This window comes from Nocardia otitidiscaviarum NBRC 14405 (assembly GCF_000308635.1).
GTDB classification, from domain to species: Bacteria; Actinomycetota; Actinomycetes; order Mycobacteriales; family Mycobacteriaceae; genus Nocardia; species Nocardia otitidiscaviarum.
This window is the reverse complement of record NZ_BAGD01000097.1, coordinates 260,485-285,998: the sequence shown is the minus strand read 5'-3', so window position 1 is coordinate 285,998 and position 25,514 is coordinate 260,485. Positions and strand designations below refer to the sequence as shown.

The 25,514-nt window shown below is 69.2% G+C and carries 21 protein-coding genes; 11 read left to right on the top strand and 10 right to left on the bottom strand.

What is annotated here, in order from left to right; translation table 11 throughout:
* Window positions 1–27: 27 nt before the first annotated feature.
* The 3 genes from ON31_RS22055 to ON31_RS22045 are packed head-to-tail and all read right to left on the bottom strand — an operon-like array spanning window position 28 to window position 3,598.
* Window positions 28–1,290, bottom strand: coding sequence for a glycosyltransferase family 4 protein (locus ON31_RS22055; protein ID WP_039816264.1), 1,263 nt, complete (start codon window positions 1,288–1,290; stop codon window positions 28–30).
* Window positions 1,290–2,819, bottom strand: coding sequence for a 1,4-alpha-glucan branching protein domain-containing protein (locus ON31_RS22050; RefSeq protein WP_039816262.1), 1,530 nt, complete (start codon window positions 2,817–2,819; stop codon window positions 1,290–1,292). Before ON31_RS22050 ends, ON31_RS22055 begins: the two co-directional genes overlap by 1 nt.
* Window positions 2,816–3,598, bottom strand: coding sequence for a class I SAM-dependent methyltransferase (locus ON31_RS22045; protein ID WP_255222199.1), 783 nt, complete (start codon window positions 3,596–3,598; stop codon window positions 2,816–2,818). The genes ON31_RS22050 and ON31_RS22045 overlap by 4 nt, the downstream gene beginning before the upstream one ends.
* Before the next feature lie 184 nt (window positions 3,599–3,782).
* Here ON31_RS22045 and ON31_RS22040 point away from each other — a divergent pair, with 184 nt between their 5' ends.
* The 3 genes from ON31_RS22040 (at window position 3,783) to ON31_RS22030 (ending at window position 6,207) form a co-directional block, all read left to right on the top strand.
* Window positions 3,783–4,568, top strand: a complete 786-nt coding sequence (locus tag ON31_RS22040) for an electron transfer flavoprotein subunit beta/FixA family protein (RefSeq protein ID WP_039816258.1) — start codon at window positions 3,783–3,785, stop codon at window positions 4,566–4,568.
* Window positions 4,569–4,607: 39 nt separating this feature from the next.
* Window positions 4,608–5,567, top strand: a complete 960-nt coding sequence (locus ON31_RS22035) for an electron transfer flavoprotein subunit alpha/FixB family protein (protein ID WP_039816256.1) — start codon at window positions 4,608–4,610, stop codon at window positions 5,565–5,567.
* Window positions 5,568–5,817: 250 nt separating this feature from the next.
* Entirely contained in the window at window positions 5,818–6,207 is a 390-nt protein-coding gene (locus ON31_RS22030; RefSeq protein ID WP_039816253.1) for a hypothetical protein, read from the top strand.
* Between the two features lie 15 nt (window positions 6,208–6,222).
* On the opposite strand, the gene ON31_RS22025 is transcribed toward ON31_RS22030, so the two are convergent.
* Window positions 6,223–6,630, bottom strand: a complete 408-nt coding sequence (locus ON31_RS22025) for a DUF1707 domain-containing protein (protein WP_051037580.1) — start codon at window positions 6,628–6,630, stop codon at window positions 6,223–6,225.
* 56 nt (window positions 6,631–6,686) lie between these two features.
* On the opposite strand from ON31_RS22025, the gene ON31_RS22020 reads away from it, so the two are divergent.
* Window positions 6,687–7,625: an aminoglycoside phosphotransferase family protein gene (locus ON31_RS22020; RefSeq protein WP_039816251.1), complete on the top strand. Its 939-nt coding sequence runs from the start codon at window positions 6,687–6,689 to the stop codon at window positions 7,623–7,625.
* Between the two features lie 40 nt (window positions 7,626–7,665).
* On the opposite strand, the gene ON31_RS22015 is transcribed toward ON31_RS22020, so the two are convergent.
* Complete coding sequence (locus ON31_RS22015) at window positions 7,666–8,523, bottom strand: LysR family transcriptional regulator (RefSeq protein ID WP_039816249.1); 858 nt, start codon at window positions 8,521–8,523, stop codon at window positions 7,666–7,668.
* A 113-nt stretch (window positions 8,524–8,636) separates the two neighbouring features.
* Here ON31_RS22015 and ON31_RS22010 point away from each other — a divergent pair, with 113 nt between their 5' ends.
* From ON31_RS22010 to ON31_RS22000, 3 genes are all read left to right on the top strand, one after another.
* Window positions 8,637–9,929 carry an NAD(P)/FAD-dependent oxidoreductase gene (locus ON31_RS22010; protein WP_039816247.1) on the top strand — a complete coding sequence of 431 codons (1,293 nt, stop codon included), beginning with the start codon at window positions 8,637–8,639 and terminating at the stop codon, window positions 9,927–9,929.
* A gap of 242 nt (window positions 9,930–10,171) precedes the next feature.
* Entirely contained in the window at window positions 10,172–11,020 is an 849-nt protein-coding gene (locus ON31_RS22005; RefSeq protein WP_039816245.1) for a GNAT family N-acetyltransferase, read from the top strand.
* 9 nt (window positions 11,021–11,029) lie between these two features.
* Window positions 11,030–12,094 (top strand): lysophospholipid acyltransferase family protein, encoded by a 1,065-nt coding sequence (locus ON31_RS22000; protein ID WP_051037594.1) that lies wholly within the window; start codon window positions 11,030–11,032, stop codon window positions 12,092–12,094.
* Between the two features lie 98 nt (window positions 12,095–12,192).
* Here the strand turns inward: ON31_RS22000 and ON31_RS21995 are convergent, their stop codons facing one another.
* On the bottom strand, window positions 12,193–12,603 hold the full coding sequence (locus ON31_RS21995) for a PRC-barrel domain-containing protein (protein WP_029927384.1): 411 nt from the start codon (window positions 12,601–12,603) through the stop codon (window positions 12,193–12,195).
* Between the two features lie 142 nt (window positions 12,604–12,745).
* Complete coding sequence (locus tag ON31_RS21990) at window positions 12,746–15,721, bottom strand: FAD-binding and (Fe-S)-binding domain-containing protein (RefSeq protein ID WP_440589910.1); 2,976 nt, start codon at window positions 15,719–15,721, stop codon at window positions 12,746–12,748.
* Window positions 15,722–15,872: 151 nt separating this feature from the next.
* Between ON31_RS21990 and ON31_RS21985 the strand changes: the two genes are divergently transcribed.
* Window positions 15,873–17,654, top strand: coding sequence for a thiamine pyrophosphate-requiring protein (locus tag ON31_RS21985; protein ID WP_039816243.1), 1,782 nt, complete (start codon window positions 15,873–15,875; stop codon window positions 17,652–17,654).
* Between the two features lie 58 nt (window positions 17,655–17,712).
* On the opposite strand, the gene ON31_RS21980 is transcribed toward ON31_RS21985, so the two are convergent.
* Entirely contained in the window at window positions 17,713–19,563 is a 1,851-nt protein-coding gene (locus ON31_RS21980; protein ID WP_039816241.1) for a glycoside hydrolase family 15 protein, read from the bottom strand.
* A 160-nt stretch (window positions 19,564–19,723) separates the two neighbouring features.
* Between ON31_RS21980 and ON31_RS21975 the strand changes: the two genes are divergently transcribed.
* Window positions 19,724–20,614, top strand: a complete 891-nt coding sequence (locus ON31_RS21975) for a manganese catalase family protein (RefSeq protein WP_039816239.1) — start codon at window positions 19,724–19,726, stop codon at window positions 20,612–20,614.
* A 102-nt stretch (window positions 20,615–20,716) separates the two neighbouring features.
* Here ON31_RS21975 and ON31_RS21970 read toward each other — a convergent pair whose 3' ends face one another.
* Together ON31_RS21970 and ON31_RS21965 are read right to left on the bottom strand one after the other, a co-directional pair.
* Window positions 20,717–21,736, bottom strand: a complete 1,020-nt coding sequence (locus ON31_RS21970; RefSeq protein WP_039816237.1) for an SDR family oxidoreductase — start codon at window positions 21,734–21,736, stop codon at window positions 20,717–20,719.
* Between the two features lie 143 nt (window positions 21,737–21,879).
* Complete coding sequence (locus ON31_RS21965) at window positions 21,880–22,980, bottom strand: enolase C-terminal domain-like protein (protein ID WP_029930700.1); 1,101 nt, start codon at window positions 22,978–22,980, stop codon at window positions 21,880–21,882.
* Between the two features lie 153 nt (window positions 22,981–23,133).
* On the opposite strand from ON31_RS21965, the gene ON31_RS21960 reads away from it, so the two are divergent.
* Window positions 23,134–24,372 carry a cysteine desulfurase family protein gene (locus ON31_RS21960; protein WP_039816235.1) on the top strand — a complete coding sequence of 413 codons (1,239 nt, stop codon included), beginning with the start codon at window positions 23,134–23,136 and terminating at the stop codon, window positions 24,370–24,372.
* A 2-nt stretch (window positions 24,373–24,374) separates the two neighbouring features.
* Window positions 24,375–25,499, top strand: a complete 1,125-nt coding sequence (mnmA, locus tag ON31_RS21955) for a tRNA 2-thiouridine(34) synthase MnmA (protein ID WP_051037579.1) — start codon at window positions 24,375–24,377, stop codon at window positions 25,497–25,499.
* Window positions 25,500–25,514 lie beyond the last annotated feature (15 nt).

The window sequence follows — 25,514 nt, the reverse complement described above, 5'->3', positions numbered from 1 at the left end:
GCGCGCGATCGGTGCGCACCGCCGGAGTCAGTACGGCTGGTTCGGGTCGCGTTCCGGGAGGGGGCGTTCCACGATCGCCGGGCGCGACAGTGGGGTGCGGACGCGGCGTTTGGCGGCCTGGTAGACCAGGGCGGTTTCGGCGGCGACCACATCCCAGGCGAAATCGGCGGTGAGGCGTTCGCGGGCGGCCCAGGCGCGGTCCTGGGCGGCGGGCTGGTCGTCGAGGACCGAGACCACCGCGTCTACCAGGCCGTTGACGTCGGCGGGCGCGAAGGACGCGCCGGTGACGCCGTCGGTGACCAGTTCGCCGAGGCCGCCCGCGGTGGAGGTCACCAGCGGGGTGCCGGCGGCGGCCGCCTCCAGCGCCACGATGCCGAAAGGCTCATAGCGGCTGGGCAGCACGATGGCGTCGGCGCTGTGCAGCCAGCCCAGCAGATCGGTGTGGTCCAGCCGTCCGGCGAAGTTGACGGCGCGGGCCACGCGGTGCGCCCGGGCACGCTCGCGCAGCCAGTCGAACTGGGTGCCGACCCCGGCGATGGTCAACGTCGTTCCGGGATGCGCCTTCCGGATGCGAGGCAGGGCGGCGATGGCGTCCTGCACGCCCTTCTCGTATTCCAGGCGGCCGACGTACAGCAGGCGCGGCGGACCCGAGCGGGGTGCGCGTTCCCGGAAAGTCCACGCGCCCACGTCGATACCGTTGCGGATGACGGTGAGCGGGGTGCGCTCCGGGTTGTAGAGGCGCTCCACCTCCTCCCGCATGGAGGCCGAACAGGTGATGAGCGCGTCGGATTCGTGCGCCAGCCACCATTCCACCGAATGCACCTGCCGGTTGACCCGGCCCGACACCCAGCCGCTGTGCCGCCCGGCCTCGGTGGCGTGAATGGTGGAAACCAGTGGCACATCGTAGAACTCGGCCAGCGCGATGGCCGGATGCGCGACCAGCCAGTCGTGGGCGTGCACCACATCCGGCGCCCAGCCCTCGCCGATCCCGGGTTTGGTGAGCGCCACCCCGGCCCGCACCATGGCGTGCCCCATGGCCAGCGTCCAGGCCAGCATGTCCTCGCCGAAGTCGAAGCACGGCGGATCCTCGGCCACCGCCACCACCAGGACGCCGTCCTCCACGAAGGAGTGGGTGGGGTGGGTACTCGCGTCGGTGCCCATGGGCCGACGGGCCAGCACCACCACCTCGTGTCCGGCGGCGGCGAGTTCGGTGGCCAGGTGGTGGACGTGACGGCCCAACCCGCCGACAACGACGGGTGGGTACTCCCACGACACCATCAAGATCTTCATCAATGTCCTTCTAGGGCGGCGGGGCCGAGTCGGCGCGCGTCCAGCGCCGGGAAGAGTCCGTCGGCCGCGCTCCATCCTGCCGCCAACTGCCCGGCTTTGGCGAGTTGCCCGGCCGAAACGGCGGCCGCGATCTCGCGGACGGCGTGGGCGTGCTGATGGGCGCGATCGCGGGCGTATCCGGCCGCCGAATCCTTCGACACCATGAACGCCCAGTCGCTGGAGACGGTGAGCACGGCCTCCCGCAGCAGTTGATCGGCCACCGAATCGCGCAGGCCGTCCTGATCGGTGCGCATCTTGTCCAGGGTGTCCAGGGCCAGCCGCACGATCTCGGCGTTGAGGTCGACCAGATCGCGCACCTGGTCCCCGGCCCACACCCGCCAGTCCTTGCCCGAACCCCACGACGAGTCGGCCAGTTCGACGCGTTCGCCCACGTAACCACGGTCGCGGGCGTCGGTGAGGGTGCCGACGGTGATCCCGGCCTCGGGCAGTGCGCGCAGCACTTTCTCCAGCCACTGCGGCCCCTCGTGCCACCAGTGGCCGAACAGTTCGGTGTCGAAGGCGGCCACCACGAGGGCGGGGCGGCCGATGCGCTCGGACTCCGCGATCAGGCGTTCACGCACCGTCTCCACGAAGTCCGCCACATCGCGGTCGACGGCCGCGGCGGCGAGTTCCGGATCGTAGGGAGCCTTGTCCGGCCCGGCCACGGTCTTGCCCGTGACCCGCGCGGGCTTGAGCCCGGTGGCGTGATCGTAGTGATGGAAATCACGGTAGTAGGGCTGACCCGGGTAGCCGGATTTCGGCGACCACACGCGGTACGAAACGTGCAGATCGCGGCCGAACACCACCACGTCGGAGTCCCACACCGGCCGCCCGAGGGTGGTGTCACCGCGCAGCGCCGGTCCGTCGCACAGGAAATGCGAGATCCCGGCCGCCGCGTAGTCCCGCTCCATGCCGGGGGTGAATCCGCATTCGGGAGCCCAGATGCCCGCGGGCGTATGTCCCCAGCGCTGCCGCGCGTCGGCGAGACCCTCGCCGAGCTGATAGGCGCGCAGCCGCTGGTCCAGCAGCGGCTGGAAAGGATGGGCCAGCGGCCCGCCCAGCAGTTCGATGGCGTCGGCGTCGATGAGTTCGCGCCACACCGGCGACGCCCCGTGCCGCCAGCGCGTCTCGAAATCCGCGAGCGCCGCCGTGGCGAGCCGGTGTTCGTGCGCGCCGAGGGCGGTATTCCCATTCATGGCGGCTTCGTCGGCACGCAGCCGCCAGTTGCCCAGCCAGTGGTGCATGCCGGACAGGCAGTGCGGGTCGTCCAGCTGCGCCGCCAGCACGGGGGTGATGCCCAGGCTCAGCAGATGCGAACGGCCTTCCGCGGCAAGGTTTCGCAACACCCGCGCCACCGGCAGATAGGAGGCGGCCCAGGACTGGTACAGCCACTCCTCGCCGACCGGCCAGCGCCCGTGATGGGCCAGCCAGGGCAGATGCGAATGCAGGACCAGCGTGAACTGGCCCGGAACCGTGGACTTCGCGCTCACGGCTTCACCGCGATGGCGACCAGGTCGAGGCTGGCGTCGATATCGGATTCGGAGTCGGCGAGCAGATCGAAGTCGTCGATGGACACCGCCGCCACATCGGCCGCCAGGTCCGCGGGCCACGGCTGTCCGGCGAGCGCCCGCTCGATCTGCGCGTCGATGATCGACCCGCCCCACTTCTCGTCCAGCGCGGCCAGCGTCGCGCCGTGGAACACACCGTTCATGACATCGACCCGGAAACCGGCCTCGACAAGCAGTTCGGTGAGTTCGGCGGCATGGAGTTCCCGGGTGTGGAAAGGATTGAGCGGCGTATCGCGTCCGGGGGAGAAGGTGATGCGGTTGGGGGTGCTGATCAGCAGTTCGCCGCCGGGGCGCAGTACCCGCAGGCATTCGCGCACGAATTGCGCCTGATCCCAGAGGTGTTCGATGACCTGGAAGTTCACCACCACATCGACCGAGGCGTCCTCGAGCGGCAGTGCGGCCAGATTGCCCTGGATCATCTCCACCCGTGGGTATTTGGCCCGCACGTGCGCGACCGCGGAGTCGTCGTAGTCCAGCCCGATGACACGCGCGGCCACATCGGCGATCATGTTGGCCCCGTAGCCTTCTCCGCTTCCGGCCTCGAGCACGGTCTTTCCGGCGCAGCGCGGCAGCAGTCGGGCGTAAGCGATTTCGTGGCGACGGAACCAGTAGTTCTCCTCGGCGATGCCGGGCACCGTCCGCTCGCCGGTCAGCGGCAGGGGATCGGCGTGGTCTTCGGGGGATACAACGGCATCGCTCACCCGTCCGACGTTAGCGGTTGCCTGTATCACACTCGGCGTCGGAGGGGGGTCATGCAAAACATCACAGCCTAAGTTACCCACGAGTAACTTAACGTAGGGTAATGTCCTGGCCGAGCTACACATGTGGGCAGTCGTGCGACCGCCACACCCCAGTGCCACCAGAACAGGAGGTCGACGAAGACCAATGCCGAACATCGTCGTACTGATCAAGCAGGTTCCCGACACCTGGTCCGAGCGCAAGCTGACCGACGGTGACTACACCCTCGACCGCGAGGCCGCCGACGCCATCCTCGACGAGATCAACGAGCGTGCCGTCGAAGAGGCGCTGCTGATCAAGGAGGCGCAGGGCGGCGAGGTCACCGTCCTGGCCGCGGGTCCCGCGCGTGCCACCGAGGCCATCCGCAAGGCGCTGTCCATGGGCGCCGACAAGGCCATCCACATCCAGGATGACGCCATCCACGGCTCCGACGCCGTGCAGACCGCTTACATCCTCGCCGCCGCATTGGGCCAGATCGAGGGTGTCGAGCTGGTCATCGCCGGTAACGAGTCCACCGATGGTCGCGCCGGCGCCGTCCCGGCCATCGTCGCCGAGTACCTGGGTCTGCCGCAGCTGACCCACCTGCGCAAGCTGACCGTCGACGGCGACAAGGTCACCGGCGAGCGCGAGACCGACGAGGGCGTGTTCAGGCTGGAGGCCGGCCTCCCGGCCATCGTCTCGGTCAACGAGAAGATCAACGAGCCGCGCTTCCCGTCCTTCAAGGGCATCATGGCCGCCAAGAAGAAGGAAGTGCAGACCTTCACCCTGGCCGACCTGGGCGTGGACCCGGAGACCGTGGGCGTTGCGAACGCCGGCACCCAGGTGACCGGTGTGACCCCGAAGCCGCCGCGCACGGCGGGCGAGAAGATCGTCGACGAGGGCGAGGGCGGCAACCAGATCGCCACCTACCTGGTCGGCCAGAAGGTCATCTGACAGCCCCCCGAGCACTACGAACTTCAGGAGAGAAAGCAAATGGCAGAAGTACTCGTGCTCGTGGAGCACGCCGAAGGTGCCCCCAAGAAGGTCACCACCGAACTCCTCACCGCTGCCCGTTCGCTGGGCACCCCGGCCGCCGTCGTGGTCGCCGCCCCCGGCACCGCCGACAAGCTGGGTGACGCCCTGGCCGCCGCCGGCGCCGAGAAGATCTACGTCGCCGAGTCCGACGACGCCGAGGGCTTCCTGGTGACCCCGAAGGTCGACGTGCTGGCCGGACTGTCCGAGTCCGCCTCCCCGGCCGCGATCCTGGTCGCCGCCACCGCCGAGGGCAAGGAGGTGTCGGGCCGCCTCGCCGCCCGCATCGGCTCCGGCCTGCTGGTCGACGTCATCGCCGTGAACGGTGACGGCTCGGCCGTGCACTCCATCTTCGGTGGCGCGTTCACCGTCGACGCCAAGGCCACCGGCGACGTGCCGGTGATCTCGGTGCGCCCGGGTGCCATCGAGGCCGCCCCGCAGAACGGCGCCGGTGAGAAGGTCGCCGTCGAGGTGCCCGCGCAGGAAGAGGGCGTCGTCAAGGTCACCGCTCGCGAGCCGATCGTCGGCGGCGACCGTCCGGAGCTCACCGAGGCCGCCATCGTGGTCTCCGGTGGCCGCGGCGTCGGCTCGGCCGACAACTTCGGCAAGGTCGTCGAGCCGCTCGCCGACGCCCTCGGTGCCGCCGTCGGCGCGTCCCGCGCGGCCGTCGACTCCGGCTACTACCCGGGCCAGTTCCAGGTGGGCCAGACCGGCAAGACGGTCTCCCCGCAGCTGTACATCGCCCTCGGCATCTCCGGTGCCATCCAGCACCGCGCCGGCATGCAGACCTCGAAGACCATCGTGGCCGTCAACAAGGACGAAGAGGCCCCGATCTTCGAGATCAGCGACTACGGCATCGTCGGCGACCTGTTCAACGTCGCCCCGCAGCTGACCGAGGCCGTGAAGGCCCACAAGGGCTGAGGGCTGGTCCGCCTCTCCGCGTATTGTGCGGGTGGGTCGGCGGCGTGATCCGTCGCGTCGCCGACTCGCCGTAGGTGCGGCGGCGTCGGGTCAGCCGGTACCCGACGAGTTACCCTCTACTCGCCAAATCAGTTGTCGCGTGAGCGATCTGATTTGGCGAGTTGCGCTTTCAGGGGGAATGGTGCGTGGTCTGTTCGATCCTCGGCGGAGGAAGGCCGAGGCTGTCGTCGCTGAGAACCGCGAGGCGGCAGTGTGTCTCGATCCTTCCGAGGTTGTCGCGGAGCTGCACTGGGATTTGGCCGAGTGGCTCGGTTCCGATGCCCCGCCCAAGGTGTTCGATCGGATCTCCGCTGTGCTGGACGAGGGCTTCACCTCGGTGGTGACGACCGGGCAGCTCGTGGATCGGGAGACGCTGCTGTCGGGGCTGTGGTCGGCGCGCAATGCCCAGCCGGGCTTGCGGATCGAGGTGTCGGAGGTAGGGGAGATCGCGCGGCGTCCGGGGCTGGTGGTGGTGCGGTTCATCGCCGGGAACACGGTGGGGGAGATGACGACGCGGCGGTGGGTGACCGCCGTGCTGGTGACCGACGGGCAGCGGCATATGTGGCGATCGGTGCATGAGACACCGATCGACGTTCCCTGATCGGACGGATCGTGGCTATCGCGCGCGGCGGCGCTGGTCGCGGGCCGTGATGATGCCGATGGTGGTGGGGATGAGCAGGGCCAGGCCCCAGGGGGCCATCACCCAGAAGGGCCAGAAGTAGCCCAGGCCGGTCGCCAGCCAGATCACCACGCACAGCAGGTTCACGAAGACCCAGGGCGTCCACATGATCTTGATCCAGGTGGGGATGCCGGTATCGGCCGGGCGGGTGCCGCATTCGGGTCGCTGTGCGGGCAGGTCCGAGGTCAGCGGGACCAGGTCGCCGTGCGTCTTGGCGGCGTAGACTTGTTGCAGGCGTTCGTCGAACTCGTGGAGGCTGAGGCGGCCCTCGTCCATGGCAAGCCGCAGCCGGTTGACGATCTTCTCGCGGTCCGCGTCGGACGCCCGCAGATTCTCGGAGCTCACGAAGCCAGCGTAGGTCGAATGGCCGGTCCGCGCCGATGCAATGAGAGGCTGACGGGGTGACTGTGCCCGACGATGTCGCCGAGAACATCCGTGAGATCTTCGAAGAACGCGGAGAACGCTGGTTGGCGGATCTGCCCACGGTGATCGAAGAACGCTGTGCCGCATGGGAACTGGAGGTGATCGGCGATGCCTTCGGCGGCGGCACCCACTCGTGGGTCGCGCCGGTGCGCCGCGCCGACGCCAGTGTGGCGGTGCTCAAGATTCCGGTGGTCGATCCGGAGAACATCGGCGAAGCCGCCGGACTGCACTGCTATCGGGGTGACGGCGCGGTGCGGCTCTACGAGTTCGATCCGAATTCCGGTGCCATGCTGTTGGAATGGGCTCGCCCCGGCACGCCGCTGCTGGAACAACCGGGTTTCCCGAGTCTCGAGGGCGAACCGGAGCACGTCGACAAGATCGACCTGGCCTGCGCGCTGTACCGGGGACTGCGCCGCGCGCCCACCGGCATTCCCGATCACTTCCCGCCCCTCCCCGAGGCCACCGGCATGGTGAAGGAATGGGTCGAGCTGTTCACCGACCCCGAACCCGAGGTGGCGCAGGTGATTCCGGCACCGCTGCGGCGGTCGGCACTGGACTGGTGCGAACACCTGGCGGTCCCGCACGGCCCGCTGCTGGTGGTCAACCGCGACACCCACCTCGGCAATATCGTGGCGGCCGAACGCGAACCCTGGCTGCTCATCGACCCCAAGGCATACCTCGGCGAGGCCGCCTTCGACGCGGGCTTCCTGATCATGATCCAGGTGCAGAGCGACCCCACCCCCGCGCACGCCCGCGAGGTCGTCGCGCGCACGGCGGCGGGCCTGGACATCGACCCGGAACGCGCCCGCGGCTGGGCGTTCATGCGCGCCATGGAGGAGATCGTCTGGGCGGTCGAGGACGAGGAGCCCGACGATCTGCGCCTGCACCTGGCCGTGGCGCGGGCACTCCACCACTGACGCGGCTCAGGGACCCGACCGCTGACCCGACCGGGTGCGGTCAGGCGCTGTGCAGGGCCGCCAGCAGGGTGGTCAGAATGGGGGAGCGGCGCACATCGCTGCGGGTGACCGCCGAGACCGGCACCCGCAGTGGCCGTCCCGCCAGTCGCAGCGTGGCGATGCCCTCGGTCTGACTGTCCGCGTACAGCACGGTCCAGGCGTCGGGACGGTTGATGAGTTCCATGGTGGCCGTGTGGTCCGGTGGGATGGGCGGTCCGTAGGCCGGTCCGGTGGGCAGGTCGGCGAAGGCGGCGCGCACCACATTGTGCAGCAGCACCTGCTCGGATTCCGGCGGCAGCAGCAGCGGGTACGAGCCGAGCTCGGCGAAGGTGACATCCGCACGTCCGGCCAGCGGGTGGGCGGTGGAGGTGGCGATGACCAGGTCCTCCACCCACAGCTTCTCCACGGTCAGGCCGGGCTGATCCACACTGCCGCGAATGAGCGCGAGATCGCAGTCCCCGTCCGCCACCGCCTGGATGCGCTGCCGGAACGGTTTGATGACGAACTCGATCTCGGCCCCCGGATGCGCGGCGCGTGCTCCCGCGATGGCAGACAGTGATCTTGTTGCGAAAGACATGTTCGCCGCCAAGCGAATGCGTGGCCCGGAAGCCCGTACAGCTGCGCGAATGGCCGATTCCAGACTCAACATTTGTTTTGCAAGAGGAAGTAGCCGGGTGGTCGCGTCGGTGGGCACCACCGAGCGGGTCGAGCGTTCGAAGAGGGTCACGCCGAGGTCACGCTCGAGTCGAGCGATCTGGTGGCTGATGGCCGACTGGGAGATGAAGCAGCGCGTCGCCGCGCGGCTGAAACTCAGCTCCTCGCAGACGGCGACGAAGTACGCCAGCTGTCGCAGCTCCACTCGATGATCTCCATTCATGATCAACCTAGATAAGAGTCATCTACATTATGCGCCCTGACCCCTGGAACAATCACGTTCCGAATCACGGTTAGTCATGACAGAAGGGAGCTGTCATGCAGTACTTGGATTCGGGGATCGAAGCCACTGATGTCGTCATCGTCGGATCGGGCTTCGGTGGCTTGGCCGCCGCCAAGCAGTTGAACAAGTCGGGGATCGATTACGTTCTCATCTCGGCCACTCCGGAGCATCTGTTCCAGCCGCTGCTCTACCAGGTAGCGACGGGTGTGCTGGCCTCCGATGAGATCGCGCCACCCATCAAGAACATCATTCGTCACCACAAGCACGGTGAGGCCAGGCTGGGCACGGTCGTCGGAATCGACGCCGAGGACGCCGTCCTCACCTACGAGACGCCCGAGGGCCTGCGGCGCATCCGCTACAACAAGCTCATCGCGGCGACCGGTGCCAGCCAGTCCTACTTCGGCCGTGACGATTTCGCCGACAAGACCTTCTCGCTCAAGACCATCGACGATGCCAAGCGCCTGCGCGCCCAGATCGAGCATGTCTTCGCGATGGCCGAGAACGCCGATCCGGCCACCCGTGAACGCCTGCTGAGCTTCGTGGTGGTGGGCGCGGGCGCGACCGGCGTCGAGGTCGCGGGCCAGCTGAAGGAGCTGTCGAAGCGGCACTACCGCCAGGAGGTGTCGGTCACCCTGGTCGAGGGCGCCGGTGCGGTGCTGCCGCCCTTCGGCGGCAATCTGTCGGAATACGCGAAGCGCTCGCTCGCCGACAGCGGCGTCGAGGTGCTGCTGGACACCTTCGTGACCGATATCGAACTCGGCAAGGTGACCGTCAAGAGCAAGGACGGCGTGGAGCGTGGCATCGCCGCCGAGACCGTGGTGTGGTCGGCCGGTGTGCAGGCGGGCGGCTTCGCGCGCCTGCTGGCCGAGGCCACCGGCTGCGAAACCGACCGTGCCGGAAGACTATTGGTCAATCCCGACCTCACCGTGGGCGGCCACGCCGACATCTACGCCATCGGCGATATGACCTCGCTCAACGGCTACCCGGGCCAGTCGCCGGTGGCCATGCAGGAGGGTCGCCACGTCGCGGACATCATCCGCCGCAAGAAGCAGGTCGCCACCCCGTTCGTGTACTGGGACAAGGGCAGCATGGCGGTGATCAGCCGGTTCAGCGCGGTCACCAAGGTCAACGATAAGATCAAGTTCACCGGCACCGTCGCCTGGGTCGCCTGGCTGGCGGTGCATCTGTTCTACCTGGTCGGCTTCCGCAACCGCTTCGCCGCGGTCTTCTCGTGGCTGGTGGCCTTCATCGGTACCGGGCGGCCCGGCTTCGACGAGGTGGAAAAGCCCGCCGCGCCGGAGATCTCGGAATACCGACGCGCGGCCTGACCGCGCGGCAGACCCGACCGCCCGGCGTTCGTCACCGGGCGGTCGGCGTATGTTCGATTGCGAAAGCGTAGTCCCGCCGCACCCGGATCGCGACCTGGGAAACCAGCGTTTGTCCTGGTAGGGAACGGTCAGCGACCGTCCGATGAACTCCGCGTGCGGGCCAGATCACGTTCACTCGACTGGCATCGGCTCGCCATCCACAGGTTGCTCCGACGCAGTGTGCGCCTGGCTTGATCGTCGTTATGACCACCAAGGCAGCGTCGACTCCCGCCCTGCTCTCCGCCGCGCCATGTTCCACCCCGGAACCGATCCGCTCCCCGGGTCGTGCCCGGTACTCCCTGGTCGTCGAATCCGATGCGGCCCACCGCGAGGTGGCCCAGCGGCTGCGCTACCGGGTCTTCGCCGACGAGCCCGGTTTCACCATCGCCGACGACGGTACCGGTCGCGACCACGACCGTTTCGACGAGCACTGCGATCACCTGCTGGTCCGGGACAACCACACCGACGAGTTCGTGGGCTGCTACCGAATGCTGCCGCCGCACAAGGTGTCCGCCGCCGGCGGCTACTACACCGCCACCGAATTCGACCTCACCGGACTGGATCCGGAAGGGCAGCGGATCGTCGAGATGGGCCGCGCGTGCGTGATGCCCGAACACCGCAACGGTTCGGTGCTCAGCCTCATGTGGGCGGGCATCCTGCACTACATCGAGATCACCGGCTACGACTGGGTGATGGGCTGCGTCTCGGTGCCCATGCGGCTGGCGCCCGAGGACGAGCCCGGGGTGAACGTGCGCGGGGTGCGGGACATGCTGCTCGCCCGCCACGCGGTGACGCCGGAGCGCTTCGTGCACCCGTACCGCCCGGTGGAGGTGGACGGCCGCACCCTCGACGAGCTGGAACCGCCCGCCCGCGCGAAGGTGCCGCCGCTGCTCAACGGGTATCTGCGCCTGGGCGCGCAGATCTGCGGTGAGCCCGCCCACGACCCCGATTTCGGTGTCGCCGACTTCGTGGCGCTGCTCGGCTTCGCCACCGTGAACACCCGCTACCTGGACCGGTTGCGCAGCGCCGCGGCCACGTTCGATGCCCGGTGATCCGCCATGATGCCCGCCTTCCTGTCCCCGGGTTCGGCACCGCTGTCGTGCCCGCCCGCCGCGCCCGTGCACGCCTGGATGCCGTCGAGCCCCTGCGGTCCCGACTGCGTCGAGGCCACCGCTGAGTCCGGAACCCTGCGGGTCGCCGGACGCATTCTGTCCTTCGCGGCCGTGCTGTCCACCTTCCCCGCCGCCTATCTGGCCACCCCGCGCCGCTGGCGACCCGCCGTGCAGCGCGGTTACGCGCGAACCCTGCTGTCGTGCTGCGGCATTCGCGTCCGCGTCGTGGACCGGCGCGGCGACGGCCCGGTGCGCGTCGAGTACGACGCCGTCACCGGGGCGCCGCGCACCGATACCGCGACCCGGATCGAGGACGGCCACGTCGGCCGCGGTCTGCTGGTGGTCGCCGACCATGTGGGCTGGACCGATATCGTGGTGCTGAGCGCCGTACAGCCCATGGGTTTCGTGGCCCGCGCGGATCTGGTGAACTGGCCGCTGCTCGGCGATGTGGCCCGCCTGGTGCGCGTCATCCCCATCGAGCGCGAGAATCTACGCACCCTGCCCGCCGTGGTGAAGACCATGGTGGAGCGCCTGAAATCCGGTGAGCGCGTGGGTGTTTTCCCCGAGGGCACCACCTGGTGCGGTCGCGGGCGCGGTCGCATGCGCCCCGCGCTGTTCCAGGCCGCCGTCGACGCCGAGGTGCCCGTGCAGCCGATTCGCGTGCGCTATCTGGACCGCGCGGGTGAACTCTCCACGGTCCCGGGTTTCGTCGGCACCGACACCCTGATGGATTCCATTCGCCGGGTGCTGCGCTCGCGGGGTGTCGTGGCCGAGGTGGTGTTGCAGCCGCTCGAACTGCCCGGCACCGACCGCCGCGACCTCGCGCTGCGCTGCGAACGAGCCCTGCACGACGACCACCCCAACCAGGCCATTGCCGCCGGTCTCATCCACGAACTCCAGGCGGAACTGGCGCAGGCGCAGTCGCCCGCCGCGCAACCCACCGCCGCGCACGACGCGCCGGTGCGGCGACCCGAAGCGGTGGCACCGGCCGCGATGAGCGTGGCGTACAGCTGAATTCGGCCGAAGAACCGCCCGGCACCGTCGGGCCGCGCATCCCGTCGACGCGATCGTGGCCGCGACGACCGCCGCGTGAGCGGTGGGCGCGGCGCGGGTCACGGGGTGGGGTAGCGCCCCATCCCCGCCGCCCAGAACGGTGTGTACCCGTACTGTCCGTACAGCGCCTCGTAGAACGTGGGTGCGTCGACGAGCGGCGGATCGTAGGGCTGGCTGTCGGTGACCTGCTGTCTGGTGCGGTCGATGTGCACCGACTTCCCCTCGATCCCGACGATCGCCTCCACCGGCACCAGCCGCTTGGTCTGCCCGAACCCGAGCACCCCGCCGGATGCGATCCGAATGAACCGCACCCGTCGCTCGTTCTCGTCGATGATGAGCCCGTCGACCTCCCCGACCTCGTTCTCCTCCGGATCGACGACGGTGCGGTTCCTGATGTCGTAGGACGGGTTTCGCAGGGTCAGATCGGTGTCGTCCAGATCGATGAGCGTGGGTAGCCGCTGCTCGGCCATGACTGTGCTCCTTTCCGGCCCGGCGTGCGCCCGGTGAACCAAACACCGGATCACGCCCCGGACGCGTCGACGCTGAGCGGTGTCCTGTTCCGGACATGCCCGCCGGATCGCCCGGCAAACGCCCCCACCAGCTTGTTCTCGGTTACGGCACGACGGGACCGGTATCCCGGTCCGGTGCGTGCGCGGTGCTCGACCGGTCGAGGCCGCGGGCCAGCAGCTGTGCGGAGTGCACGGGCGCGGTATCCGGGGCCAGTTCGCGGATCTGGGTGCGGCAGCTGAAGCCGTCGGCGGTGATGAGGGTGCCGGGAGGCTGGGCGCGGATGGCGGGCATGAGTTTGTCCTCGGCGCAGGCCACGGAGACGTCGTAGTGGCCGCGTTCGAAGCCGAAACTGCCCGCCAGGCCGCAGCATCCGGCGTCGAGAACGTCGGCGTCGAGACCGGTGCGGGAGAGGAGGTCGCGGTCGGGGTCGAATCCGAGGATGGCGTGGTGGTGGCAGTGGGGCTGGACCACGGCGTGCGAGTCCAGCCGGGGTGGTTGCCACTCGGGGGCGCGTTCGGCGAGCAGTTCGGCGAGGGTGCGGGTCTGCTCGGCCAGCCGGTGGGCGTCCTCGTCGCCGTGCAGCAGCTCGGGCAGGTCGGAGCGGAAGACGGCGGCACAGCTGGGTTCCAGCACCACCACCGGCGTGCTCAGCCGCAGTTCGGGACGCAGCGTCCGCAGTGTGCGGCGCAGAATACGTTTGGCGGTGGGCAGCTGGCCGGTGGAGATCCAGGTCAGGCCGCAGCACACGGCGCGGGTGGGCACCCGGACGGTGAAACCGGCCGCGTTCAGGACCCGGACCGCGGCGCGGGCCACCTCGGGTTCGAAGTTGTTGGTGAAGGTGTCGGGCCACAGCAGTACGGTGCCGCGCGTGCCCGTCGAATCCTGGTGCAGCTCAGGGAATATCGTGGTGAAGCGGGTATCGGCGAAACGGGGCATGGCGCGCGCCGGGGCCATGCCCCCGGCGCGCTTCACCAGCTGTCCCAGCGTGCGCGACTGCACCACCGCATTGGCGAATCCGCTCATGCTGGTGGCCAGCCGCGCCCACAGCGGTATCCAGCCCATCGAATAGTGCGCCATGGGCCGAATCCGGTTGTGGTGGTAGTGGGACAGGAATTCGGCCTTGTAGGTCGCCATATCGACGTCGACCGGGCAGTCACTGCGACATCCCTTGCAGGCCAGGCACAGATCGAGCGCGTCGTGCACCTCCTCGGAGCGCCAGCCGTCGGTGATCACGTCGCCGTTGAGCATTTCGAACAGCAGCCGCGCCCGCCCGCGCGTGGAGTGCTCCTCCTCGCGGGTCACCCGGTAGCTGGGGCACATCACTCCGCCTTGGTGGCCGCGGCATTTCCCGACTCCCACACAGCGGCCCGCGGCCACGCTGAAGCGGTGGTCGTCGTGTGGGAAGGCGAAGTGGGTCTCCGGTTCCCAGGGCCGGTAGTCCACGCCCTGGCGCAGATTCTGGTCGAGGCGGTGGGGCCGGGCGACCTTACCGGGGTTCATGCGGTCGCGAGGATCGAAGATGTCCTTGAGTTCGGTGAACGCACGAACCACCCGGTCGCCGAACATGATCGGCAGCAGTTCACCGCGCGACTGGCCGTCGCCGTGCTCACCGGACAGCGAGCCGCCGTACTCGGTCACCAGCCGCGCCGCGCGCGCCACGAACCGGCGGTACCGCGCGATGCCGTCGGCGGTGCGCAGATCGAAGGGAATGCGGGTGTGCACGCAGCCGTGACCGAAATGGCCGTACAGCGAGGCGGATTGGTAGCCGAACTCGTCCAGCAGTTTCTCGAAGTCGCGCAGGTAGTCGCCGAGCCGGTCGGGCGGTACCGCGGCGTCCTCCCAGCCCTCGTGGGTTTCCGGTCCGTCGGGCGGATACGCGGTGGCTCCGAGCCCGGCCTCGCGGGCCGCCCAGACCTCGGCCTGGCGTCGCGGATCGTCGAGCAGCACGCCGGTGGCCCCGGTGCGGTCGCACACCTCCCGCATCATGGTGTGCGCCTTGCGATCCGCCGCCTCCTGATCCTCCCCGTGGAATTGCACCATGAGCCAGCCCCGGCCCTCGGGCAATTGGCGGGCGGCCGCAGTGGCCAGGGCGCGGGTGCGTTCCAGCTCCACCAGCCGATGGTCGATGGCCTCGAGCGCGGACGGTTCGTACGGCAGGATCCGCGGCACCGCGTCCGCGGCGGTGGCGATATCGGGGTAGCCCAGGACGGCGAGTGTGACGGCCCCCGGCCTGGGCACCAGTTCGATCTCGGCCCGCAACACCGTCACCAGGGTGCTCTCACTGCCCACCAGCAGCCGTGCCAGATGGAAGTCCCGCTCCGGCAGCAGCGCGTCGAGGTTGTACCCGGAGACCCGGCGCGGAATATCGGGAAAGCGGGACCGGATCTCGTCGGCGTAGCGGTCGCGCAGATCGCGCAGTCGTCGCACGATCTCGCCCAGCTCCCCACCGCGCTCGATCAGGGCCGCCTGCGCGTCGTCGGCGGCCGCTCCCACCCAGGCACGGGTTCCGGCGTAGGTGAGCACCTCCAGCCGACGCACCGAATCGGCCATCTTGCCGTACTCCTGCGCGGTGGAGCCGCAGGAGTTGTTGCCGATCATGCCGCCGATGGTGCAGCTGTCATGCGTGGACGGGCGCGGACCCACCATCAGTCCGGTGTCGGCCAGCCGGTCGTTGAGCTCGTCCAGGGCGATACCCGGCTCGACGATGGCGGTGCGCGCGTCGCGGTCCACCGAGACCACCCGGTCGCAGAATTTGCTCCAGTCCAGCACGACCCCGCTGTTGCAGCATTGGCCGGCCAGGCTGGTGCCGCCACCGCGCGACAGCACCGGCGCGTCGTGCGCGCGACACACCGCGACCGCGGCTTCGGCGTCCTCGGGCGTGCGCGGCAGCACCACTCCCAGCGGCACCTGCCGGTAGTTCGAGGCATCGGTGGCGTAGGTCGCCCGAGTTCCGGAGTCGAAGCGCACCTCGCCCCGGACGGCCATCCGCAACTCCCGCTCCAGCGTCCGCGTGTCGATCCGAGGTGATTCGGACCGGTCGTCCGCGCGCTCGACGCCGCTGTCGTCCATCCGTGTCATGCGACACCCTCCTCCCGTGACTGCTCCACGCGGCCCGGTTACCCGCTGGGCCGCGCCGCACACGGCACCGGATCGGCCGCCGGGCGATTGATCGTCCCCGGAGCGGGTAGCACGGCGACAGCGGCGGGATTCACGACGACGAGGAGGAGTCATGCCCATGGACGTATCGGATTACGTGCTACAGCGGTTGCGGCAATGGGGTGTCGAGACCGTGTTCAGTTACCCGGGCGACGGCATCAACGGCCTGGTCGCCGCCTTCGGCCGGGCCGAGAACGAGCCGAAGTTCGTACAGGCCCGGCACGAGGAGATGTCGGCCTTCGAGGCCACCGGCTACGCGAAGTTCAGCGGCCGGGTGGGGGTGTGCCTGGCAACCTCCGGCCCCGGCGCGATCCATCTGCTCAACGGCCTCTACGACGCCAAACTCGATCATGTGCCGGTGGTCGCCATCGTCGGACAGACCGCGCGCAGCGCCATGGGTGGCAGCTACCAGCAAGAAGTGGACCTGCAATCGCTGTTCAAGGATGTGGCCTCGGAGTATCTGGTCGAGGTGAATGTGTCCAGCCAGCTGCCCAATGCCCTCGACCGTGCCTTCCGTACCGCGCTCACCCGGCGCGCCCCGACCGCGGTGATCATTCCCGCCGATTTGCAGGAGGAGTCCTACGAGCCGCCGCAGCACGAGTTCAAGCATGTGCCGTCGAGCCCGCCGGGGCGGTTGCCCACGGTCGTCACTCCGGCGCGCGCCGAGATCGAGCGTGCCGCCGAGGTGCTGAACTCGGGGGAGAAGGTGGCGATGCTGATCGGGCAGGGTGCCCGCGACGCGGCCGCGGAGGTGTTGGAGGTCGCGGATATCACCGGGGCGGGCGTGGCCAAGGCACTGCTCGGCAAGGATGTGCTGCCCGATGATCTGTCGTTCGTGACCGGTCCGATCGGCTTGCTGGGCAGCAGGCCGAGCTACGAGCTGATGCGCGACTGCGACACCCTGCTCATCATCGGCTCGAACTTCCCCTACACCCAGTTCATGCCGGACTTCGATCAGGCCCGCGGGGTACAGATCGATTTGGACGGCACCCTCATCGGGATGCGCTACCCGACCGAGGTGAATCTGGTCGGTGATGCGAAATCGACACTGCGGGAGCTGATCCCATTGTTGCGCCGGCAGGAGGACCGCTCCTGGCGCGAGACCGTGGAGAACAATGTCTCGGACTGGTGGCGCACCGTCGAGCAGCAGTCCATGCTCGAGGCCAAACCGGTGAATCCCATGCGCGTGGTATGGGAACTGTCGCAATGTGTTCCGGACAATGCCATCGTCACCTCGGATTCGGGATCGTCCACCAACTGGTATGCCCGCTGTCTGCGCTTCCGCGGGCAGATGCGCGGTTCGCTGTCGGGCACCCTGGCCACCATGGGCTCGGGGGTGCCCTACGCCATCGGCGCGAAATTCGCCCATCCGGACCGCCCGGTGGTCGCGCTGGTGGGCGACGGTGCCATGCAGATGAACGGACTGGCCGAATTGCTGACCATCGCCCGCTACCGGTCGGAGTGGTCGGATCCCCGCCTGGTCGTCTGCGTCTTCCACAACAACGACCTCAACCAGGTCACCTGGGAGCTGCGCGCTATGGGCGGCGCGCCGAAATTCGAGGAGTCCCAGACTATTCCGGATGTGTCGTATGCCGACCTGGCTCGCTGCATGGGACTCGGTGCGATCGCGGTGGACGATCCCGCCGACATCGCCGGAGCCTGGGAGCGCGCCTTGGCCGCCGACGGTCCCACCGTGATCGACGTGCGGTGTGATCCGGAGGTGCCGCCCATTCCGCCGCACGCGAGCTTCGAGCAGATGAAGGATACGGCCGCGGCCATCCTGCGCGGCGATCCGGGAGCGTGGCACCTGATGTGGCAGGGTGCGAAGACCAAGGCCCAGGAAATGCGGCCCTGAGCGGTTCGCGTGGAACACCGCGCGCGGCGAACAGTCCGGGCGAACGGGTCCGCAACGTTCAGGCCGGGAACCCCGACCGGTCGCCGAGATGCTGTTCGCGCTGTCCGGCCGAGGTTTCCACCGCGGAGCCGGTGAGTTCGCGGGCGGTGTTCACCAGGCCCACCATGCTGAATGCCTGCGGGGTGTTGCCCAGGTGGCGGCCGGTGGCCGGATCGTATTCCTCACTGAGCAGGCCGACGTCGTTGCGCAGGTCGAGCAGGCGGGCGAACAGGGCGCGCGCCTCGTCGGTGCGGCCGGTGCCGTGCAGGGCGTCGGCCAGCCAGAAGCTACAGGCCAGGAAGGTTCCCTCGCCGCCGGGCAGTCCGTCCACCCGGTCGATGTCGGGGTCGTAGCGCCGGACGAAACCGTCCTCGCACAGCCCTTTCCGCACCGCGTCCACGGTGCCGTGCATCCGCGGATCGTCCCAGGGCAGGAACCCGACCCGGGGGAGCAGCAGCAGCGCCGCGTCCAGTCCGCGCGAGCCGTAGAACTGGGTGAAGGTGTTGCGTTCCGCATCGAACCCACGCGCGCACACCTCGTGATGAATCCGGTCGCGCGCATCCTTCCACCGGTCGACCGGGCCATCCAGGCCGTGGGCGGCGACGGTATGCACCGCGCGGTCCAGTCCGGCCCAGGCCATCACCTTGGAGTGCACGAAATGCCGCCGGGGACCACGCATCTCCCAGAGACTGTTGTCCGGATCGGCCCAGTGGCCCTCCAGATACTCCAGGAGCGCTTTCTGCACATCCCAGGCAGCATCGGAGGCGGGTAGCCCGGCTTCCCGGGCCAGGTGCAGCCCATCCAGAACCTCGCCCCAGACGTCCAACTGCACCTGCCGTACCGCGGCATTGCCGATCCGTACCGGTGCGGCGCCTTCGTACCCGGACAGCCAGGGCAGCGTCTGCTCGGGCAGCCGCCGCCTCCCGTCCAGGCCGTACATGATCTGCAATTCGCCCGGATCGCCCGCGACCGCGCGCACCAGCCACTCCCGCCACGCCCGCGCCTCGTCGACGAACCCGGTGCCCAGTAGCGCTTGCAGGGTGAAGGCGGCATCGCGCAGCCAGCAATACCGGTAGTCCCAGTTCCGAGGGCCGCCCAACTGTTCGGGCAGGGAGGTGGTGGGCGCTGCGACGATGCCACCGGTGGGGGCGTACGTCAGCGCTGTCAGCGTGACCAGGGCCCGGCGCACCTCCCCGGCCCAGCGGCCCCGGTAGGTGCAGCGGCTGATCCAGTTCGCCCAGAACGACTCGGTGTCGGCGATGGCGTCGCCGGGGTGCGCCGGGCGCGGCTGGGGCAGATGCGAGGCCTGATAGGTGAGCACGAACGGCACCCGCTGTCCGGCCTCGACCTCGAACTCGGCGGTGGTGGTCATATTGTGGCCGTGTAGCGGCACATCGGTGTGCAACCACACCGCGTCGGGTCCCGCGACGGCGGTGAGTTTCCCGCCCGGGTGCCGGACCCAGGGCACCACGCTGCCGTAATCGAAGCGCAGGCGCAGATCCATCCGCATCGGTACGCGACCCGAAATCCCCTCCACCACCCGAACCACATCGACGGCCGGACGTTGCTCCGGGTCGATCGTCGCGCCGCGCGGCGGCATGCAGTCCACGACCCGGACCGCGCCGTCGGCGGTATGCCACTCGCTGTCCAGCACCAGGGAGTCGCCGCGATAGGCGCGTCGGGTGGCAGTGCCGCCCGCGGCCGGGGCCAATTGCCAGTGTCCGGCCTCCGGGGTGTCCAGCAGCGCCGCGAAACAGGCGGGCGAGTCGAACCGCGGCACGCACAGCCAGTCGATACTGCCGTTCGTGGCCACCAGCGCGGCGGTCTGCAAATCGCCCAATAGCGCGTAGTCCTCGATACGGGACGGCAATCTCCCAGTTCCTCTCGGTTGTCGGGTGAAATCGGAATTGCCCTCGTGATACCCGAGCCGGGTTCGTCCATGCCTCCGGTCGGTACGCCGCATGTTTCCGGTTCGGGCGGCCGGGTAGGCGGTCATCGTCCACCCAGTCCGAAACTGTTGGGAAGTAACCATGTTCGTACACAACAAAGAACTTCAGTTCGAGGTGCGAGTGAATCGACCGGATCCACGTTTCGCGACCTTGCTGCAGGAACAATTCGGCGGTGCCAACGGGGAGTTGAAGGCCGCGATGCAGTATTTCAGCCAGGCGTTCGTCCTGCGCCGGAAACACCCGAAGATGTACGACCTGTTCATGGATATCGCCACCGAGGAGCTCAGCCACCTCGAGATGGTCGGGTCCACGATCACCATGCTGCTCGACGGGCTCAACGACGATCTGGCCGAGGCGAATCAGCGTTGCGACTGGATGCCGGTGGTGGCCAGCTCCGATGGTCGTGAGCAGGCCATTCACCAGGTCGCCGCGAATCCGGTGTATTTCGCGCTGCGCGGCGGCGGTGTCGATGTCAGCAATTCCGCGGGAGTCCCGTGGTCGGGGTCCTATGTGAACTCCAACGGCGAACTCTCGGTGGATCTGCGCAGCAATCTCGCGGCGGAATCGCGGGCGAAGATCGTCTACGAGTACCTCAAGCAGTTCACCGACGATCCGGGCGTGCAGGATACGCTGTCCTTCCTCATGACCCGTGAAATCGCGCATTTCCAGCAGTTCACAGCTGCTTTGAACGAAATGCCGGTGAATTTCCCGCCGGGTGCGCAGCCCGGGGACGACCGATTCCAGAATGTCGCATTCAATATGTCCGATGGCGAATCCAGCCGTGGCCCGTGGAACGAGGGCCGGGGGCCGTGGATCGAGGGCATGGAATGGCAGTACGTCGAGGATCCGGCGCAGCAGTGGCTCGGCAGCGGACAGTTCCGCAATCGCGGCGACGAGATCAACCCCCGGGGCGAGCCCGCCGTGCAGGGCACGAAACCGTTCACCCACGAACACCATTCGGGCGACCGGTAAGGGCGGAGCGGCCGTGTGGCGGCCGGGGCGACCCGGCCGCACCGCGGGCCGACAGGGGGAGAACCGGCTACACCGAATGCTCCGATGTCGAACGCCGCGGTCTCACCGGCGGGCCAGCCCCCAGGCGAGTGCGCTGATGCCCGCGCCGGCGGTGATCGCCGCGGCCGCGAGGGAGCGGTGGTGCCGGGAGAACCACACCTGCGGGCTCCCGTAGTGGGAACTGCGGTCGAATCGGCCGTGCGCGCCGAAGTCCTCGCCGTCCGTGTCGTCCAGCGGTTCCCACAGATTCGCGGGCCGATCCGGATTCTCCGGTTCGGCGGTCTGCTGGGAGGCATAGCCGGTCCGCCCCAGGTAACGGTCGAGCAGGCCAGGGATGATCTTGTTGCCCAGCAGGGTGCCCACGGTGCTCGCGCCGACCCAGTACTCGCGTCGGCCCGGATGGTCGGCGGCGTGGACGATGGCGTCGGCCGCCACTTCCGGCTGGTAGATGGGCGGCACCGGCTGCGCCTTGCGCGGCATGCGGGTCAGGCCCCAGTCGAACTGCGGGGTATTGAGCGCCGGGAGCTGCACCATGGTCACGTGTACCGGGCTGCCCTGGTGCAGCAGTTCGCAGCGCAGTGATTCGTTGAAGCCCTGAATGGCGTGCTTGGCCCCGCAGTAGGCCGATTGCAGCGGGATCCCCCGATAGGCCAGCGCCGAGCCGACCTGCACGATCGTCCCCCGGCCGCGCTGCTGCATGCGCGCCAGCGCTGAGCGGGTGCCGTAGACGTAGCCCAGATAGGTGACCTCGGTGACCCGGCGGAACTCGGCGGGGGAGATCTGCTCGAAGGGTGCGAACAGGGCGGCGAAGGCATTGTTGACCCAGATGTCGATCGGCCCGAGTTCGGACTCCACCCGCTCCGCCGCCGCCTCGACGGCATCGGGATCGGCCACGTCGACCGGCACGGTCAGCGGGGTGCCGCCCCGGGCGCGCACCTCCGCCGCCGCGGCGTCGAGCCCGCGCTCGCCCCGGGCCAGCAGCGCCACCCGGTCACCGCGCGCGCCGAAGGCCCGCGCACAGGCACGGCCCACTCCGGCGCTGGCACCCGTGATCACCACGACGCGAGAGCCCTTGTCGTTCATGGGGTCTCCTCCTTCGGGTTGGAACGTGTCGGCCGCTGACGCGCTGCCGTCCCGCGTGCCGCATGCCCACGGCGGGTCGGGCACCGGGCCGGAGCCTCACGGCCGAGATGCCCGACGGTCGCGACGTCAAACGCCCGGACGAGTCACCGCAGCCGGTAGTCGGCCGCCGCCGCGGCGATCCGCATGCCGTGACCGGGCTCGTCCAGGGGGACCGCCAGTTCGCCGTCCGACACCTCGGGCACGCCGTCCACCAGCAGCGGTTCCAGACGGACGTGGTCGATGAACCACTCGATATGGCGCAGGTCGGTCACGGCTCCCGCGATCGGGGCGTGCAGCGACGGCGCGCAGTGCGCCGACACATCCAATCCGTGCGCGCCCGCCACGGCCGCACCGCGCAGGAAGCCGGTGTAGCCACCGCAGCGGGTGACATCGAGTTGCAGGCAGTCCACCACGTCCACCAGCGCGGCCGCGTCGTAGCCGTCGTAGACGTACTCACCGGCGGCCACATCGCACCGCACCGCGTCCCGCACGGCCGCGAGACCGGTGCGGTCGTCGCTGGTCACCGGCTCCTCGAACCACACCACGCCGAGCCGGTCCAGTTCCTGGCCCACGCGCCGCGCCTGGCCCCGGGTGTAGCCGCCGTTGGCGTCGACCATGATGCGCACGTCGGGGCCGATCAGCTTGCGTACCTGCTGCACCCGTTCCAGGTCGCGCTCGATACAGTCGCCGCGTCCCTCACCGATCTTGATCTTGACGGCCCGGCAGCCCGCCGCCAGCCACCCGCCGACCTGTTCGCTCAGCTGATCCTCGTGCAGATTGACGAATCCGCCCGACCCGTAGACCGGCACCCGTTCCCGCGTCGCACCCAGCAGTGTGGCCAGCGGTACCGCCAGCAGCCGGGCCTTCAGGTCCCACAGCGCGATGTCGACCGCGCTGATCGCCAAGGCTGCGATCCCCTTCGACCCGATGTTGCGGCAGGCCCGATGCATGGTCTCCCAGCATCCGGCGATGTCGAATGGCGATTTGTTGCCGAGGTGCGGGGCCAGATGCACCGACACGACCTCCGCGGTAGCGGGCGACCCGTAGGTCCAACCCAGCCCGAACTCACCACCCGCACCGACCCGCACCACCACCGCGGTGGTCCAATCCCACTCCAGCGTCCCATCGGCCTCGATCTGCTCGGTCGGGAACCGGTACACCGCCACCGCGATGTCCTCGTCGATCCGCACAGTCCTGGTATCCATTGACTCGTCCCCGTTCGGTTGGACTTGATGTCGCGATGGGCGCGACGGCGGGCCCTCATCTGGCCGAGATACCCACCCTGCGGTCCGCTTATCACCGCCGGGCGGCGACGCCGGGAATATCGGCGTGCGGTCGACGGCTATCCTTGTCTGGTCATGAAGTCGGCTTTCCCGGGTCCGGTCGGTGCCCAGACGGTCTACCTCGATCACGCGGCCACGACACCCATGTTCCCGGTCGCCGTCGAGGCGATGACGGCTGTGCTGGGAACGGCGGGGAACGCGTCGTCGCTACACGGGTCGGGGCGGGCCGCGCGGCGGCTGCTGGAGGAGGCGCGGGAGTCGATCGCGGCGAATCTGGGGGCGCGGCCGTCGGAGGTGATCTTCACCTCCGGGGGGACCGAGAGCGACAATCTCGCCGTCAAGGGCATCTACCGGGCGCGGCGTGACGCCGAGCCACGGCGCACGCGGATTCTGGTGAGCGCTGTCGAACACCATGCCGTGCTGGATGCCGTCGAATGGCTGGAGCAGCACGAGGGTGCGGACGTCACGTGGCTGGAGGTGGACTCCGAGGGGGTCGTCTCACCGCGCACGCTGCGCGCCGCGCTGGAATCGTATGCCGACGAGGTGGCGCTGGTCAGCGTCATGTGGGCCAACAACGAGGTCGGCACCGTCCAGCCGATCGTCGAACTGTCCTCGGTGGCCCAGGAATTCGACGTTCCCATGCACAGCGACGCGGTACAGGCCGCGGCGCAGCTGCCGGTGGACTTCGCGGCCAGCGGACTGTCGGCGGCCAGTTTCGCCGGACACAAGGTCGGCGGGCCGCACGGCGTCGGCGTGCTGCTGCTGGGCCGCACCGTGCCGTGCGTGCCGATCGTGCACGGCGGCGGCCACGAACGCGATCTGCGCTCGGGGACCTCGGATGTGCCCGCGGCCGTCGGCCTGGCCGCCGCACTGCGCGAGACCGTGCGCGGGATGGCCTCGCGCACCGTCGAATTGACGCGGCTGAGCGATCGTCTCATCGCCGGTGTGCGGGAGCTGGTCCCCGATGCGGTGCTCAACGGCGCGACGGGGGAGCGGCGGCTGCCCGGCAATGTACATTTCACCTTCCCCGGCTGCGAGGGTGATTCACTGTTGATGCTGCTGGACGCGGCCGGAATCGAATGCTCGACCGGGTCGGCCTGCAACGCGGGCGTGGCCGGACCGAGCCACGTGCTGCTCGCCATGGGCGTGGAACCGGCGCTGGCGCGCGGATCGCTGCGCTTCTCGCTGGGCCACGACTCGACCGATACCGATGTGGATGCCGTATTGGCGGCGCTGCCGCAGGTGGTGGAGCGGGCCAAGGCCGCCGGACTGGCGAGCGTCGGTTCCACCCCGCATGCGAAGGGAGGCTACTAGTAATGCGTGTACTGGCCGCCATGAGCGGTGGCGTGGACTCGGCGGTGGCCGCCGCCCGCGCCCTCGACGCCGGACACGAGGTCGTGGGCGTGCACCTGGCGCTGTCGACCGCACCGGGGACGCTGCGCACCGGATCGCGCGGCTGCTGCTCCAAGGAGGACGCCGGGGACGCCCGCCGCGCCGCCGACGTGCTCGGAATCCCGTTCTACGTCTGGGATTTCGCCGATCGGTTCAAGGAGGACGTGATCGACGACTTCGTCGCGTCCTACGCCGCCGGGGAAACCCCCAATCCGTGCCTGCGCTGCAATGAGAAGATCAAGTTCTCGGCGCTGGCCGACCGGGCGGTGGCGCTCGGCTTCGACGCTGTGGTCACCGGACACTACGCGCGCCTGGCGGACGGGGTGCTGCGCCGCGCCGTGGACGCCGACAAGGACCAGTCCTATGTGCTGGCGGTGCTGACCGCCGAGCAGCTCGCGCGCGCCATGTTCCCGGTGGGCGACACCCCGAAGCCGTTGATCCGCGAGGAGGCCGCGGCACGCGGACTCGCCGTCGCGAACAAGCCCGACAGCCACGACATCTGCTTCATCCCCTCCGGTGACACCCGCGCCTTCCTGGGCGCGAAGATCGGCGTCCGGCCCGGTGCCGTCCTCGATGCCGACGGCACCAAGCTCGCCGATCACGAAGGCGTGCACGGCTTCACCATCGGCCAGCGCAAGGGCCTGGGCCTGCCCGGCCCGGCCGCCGACGGCAAGCCGCGCTACGTCACCGATATCGACCCGGAGACCGGGACCGTGCGCGTCGGCTCCGCCGCCGACCTCGAGGTGTGGACGGTGCTCGCCGAGCGCGCCGTCTGGACCTCCGGTGCGGCCCCCGACGGCCCGATCGAGTGCGTGGCCCAGGTGCGCGCCCACGGCGGCACCGCCCCCGCGGTCGCCGAACCGGTCGAGGGCGGCCTCGTGGTCCGCCTGCGCCAGCCCCTCACCGGCGTCGCCCGCGGCCAGGCCGTGGTGCTGTACCGTCCGGATGCCGAGCACGGTGACCAGGTGCTCGGCAGCGGCACCATCAGCGGCACCGAGCGTGAACGACACTCGTACGCGACAGAATTGGTGTCGGACGCCACGGTGTGAGCATCGCGCGTGCCG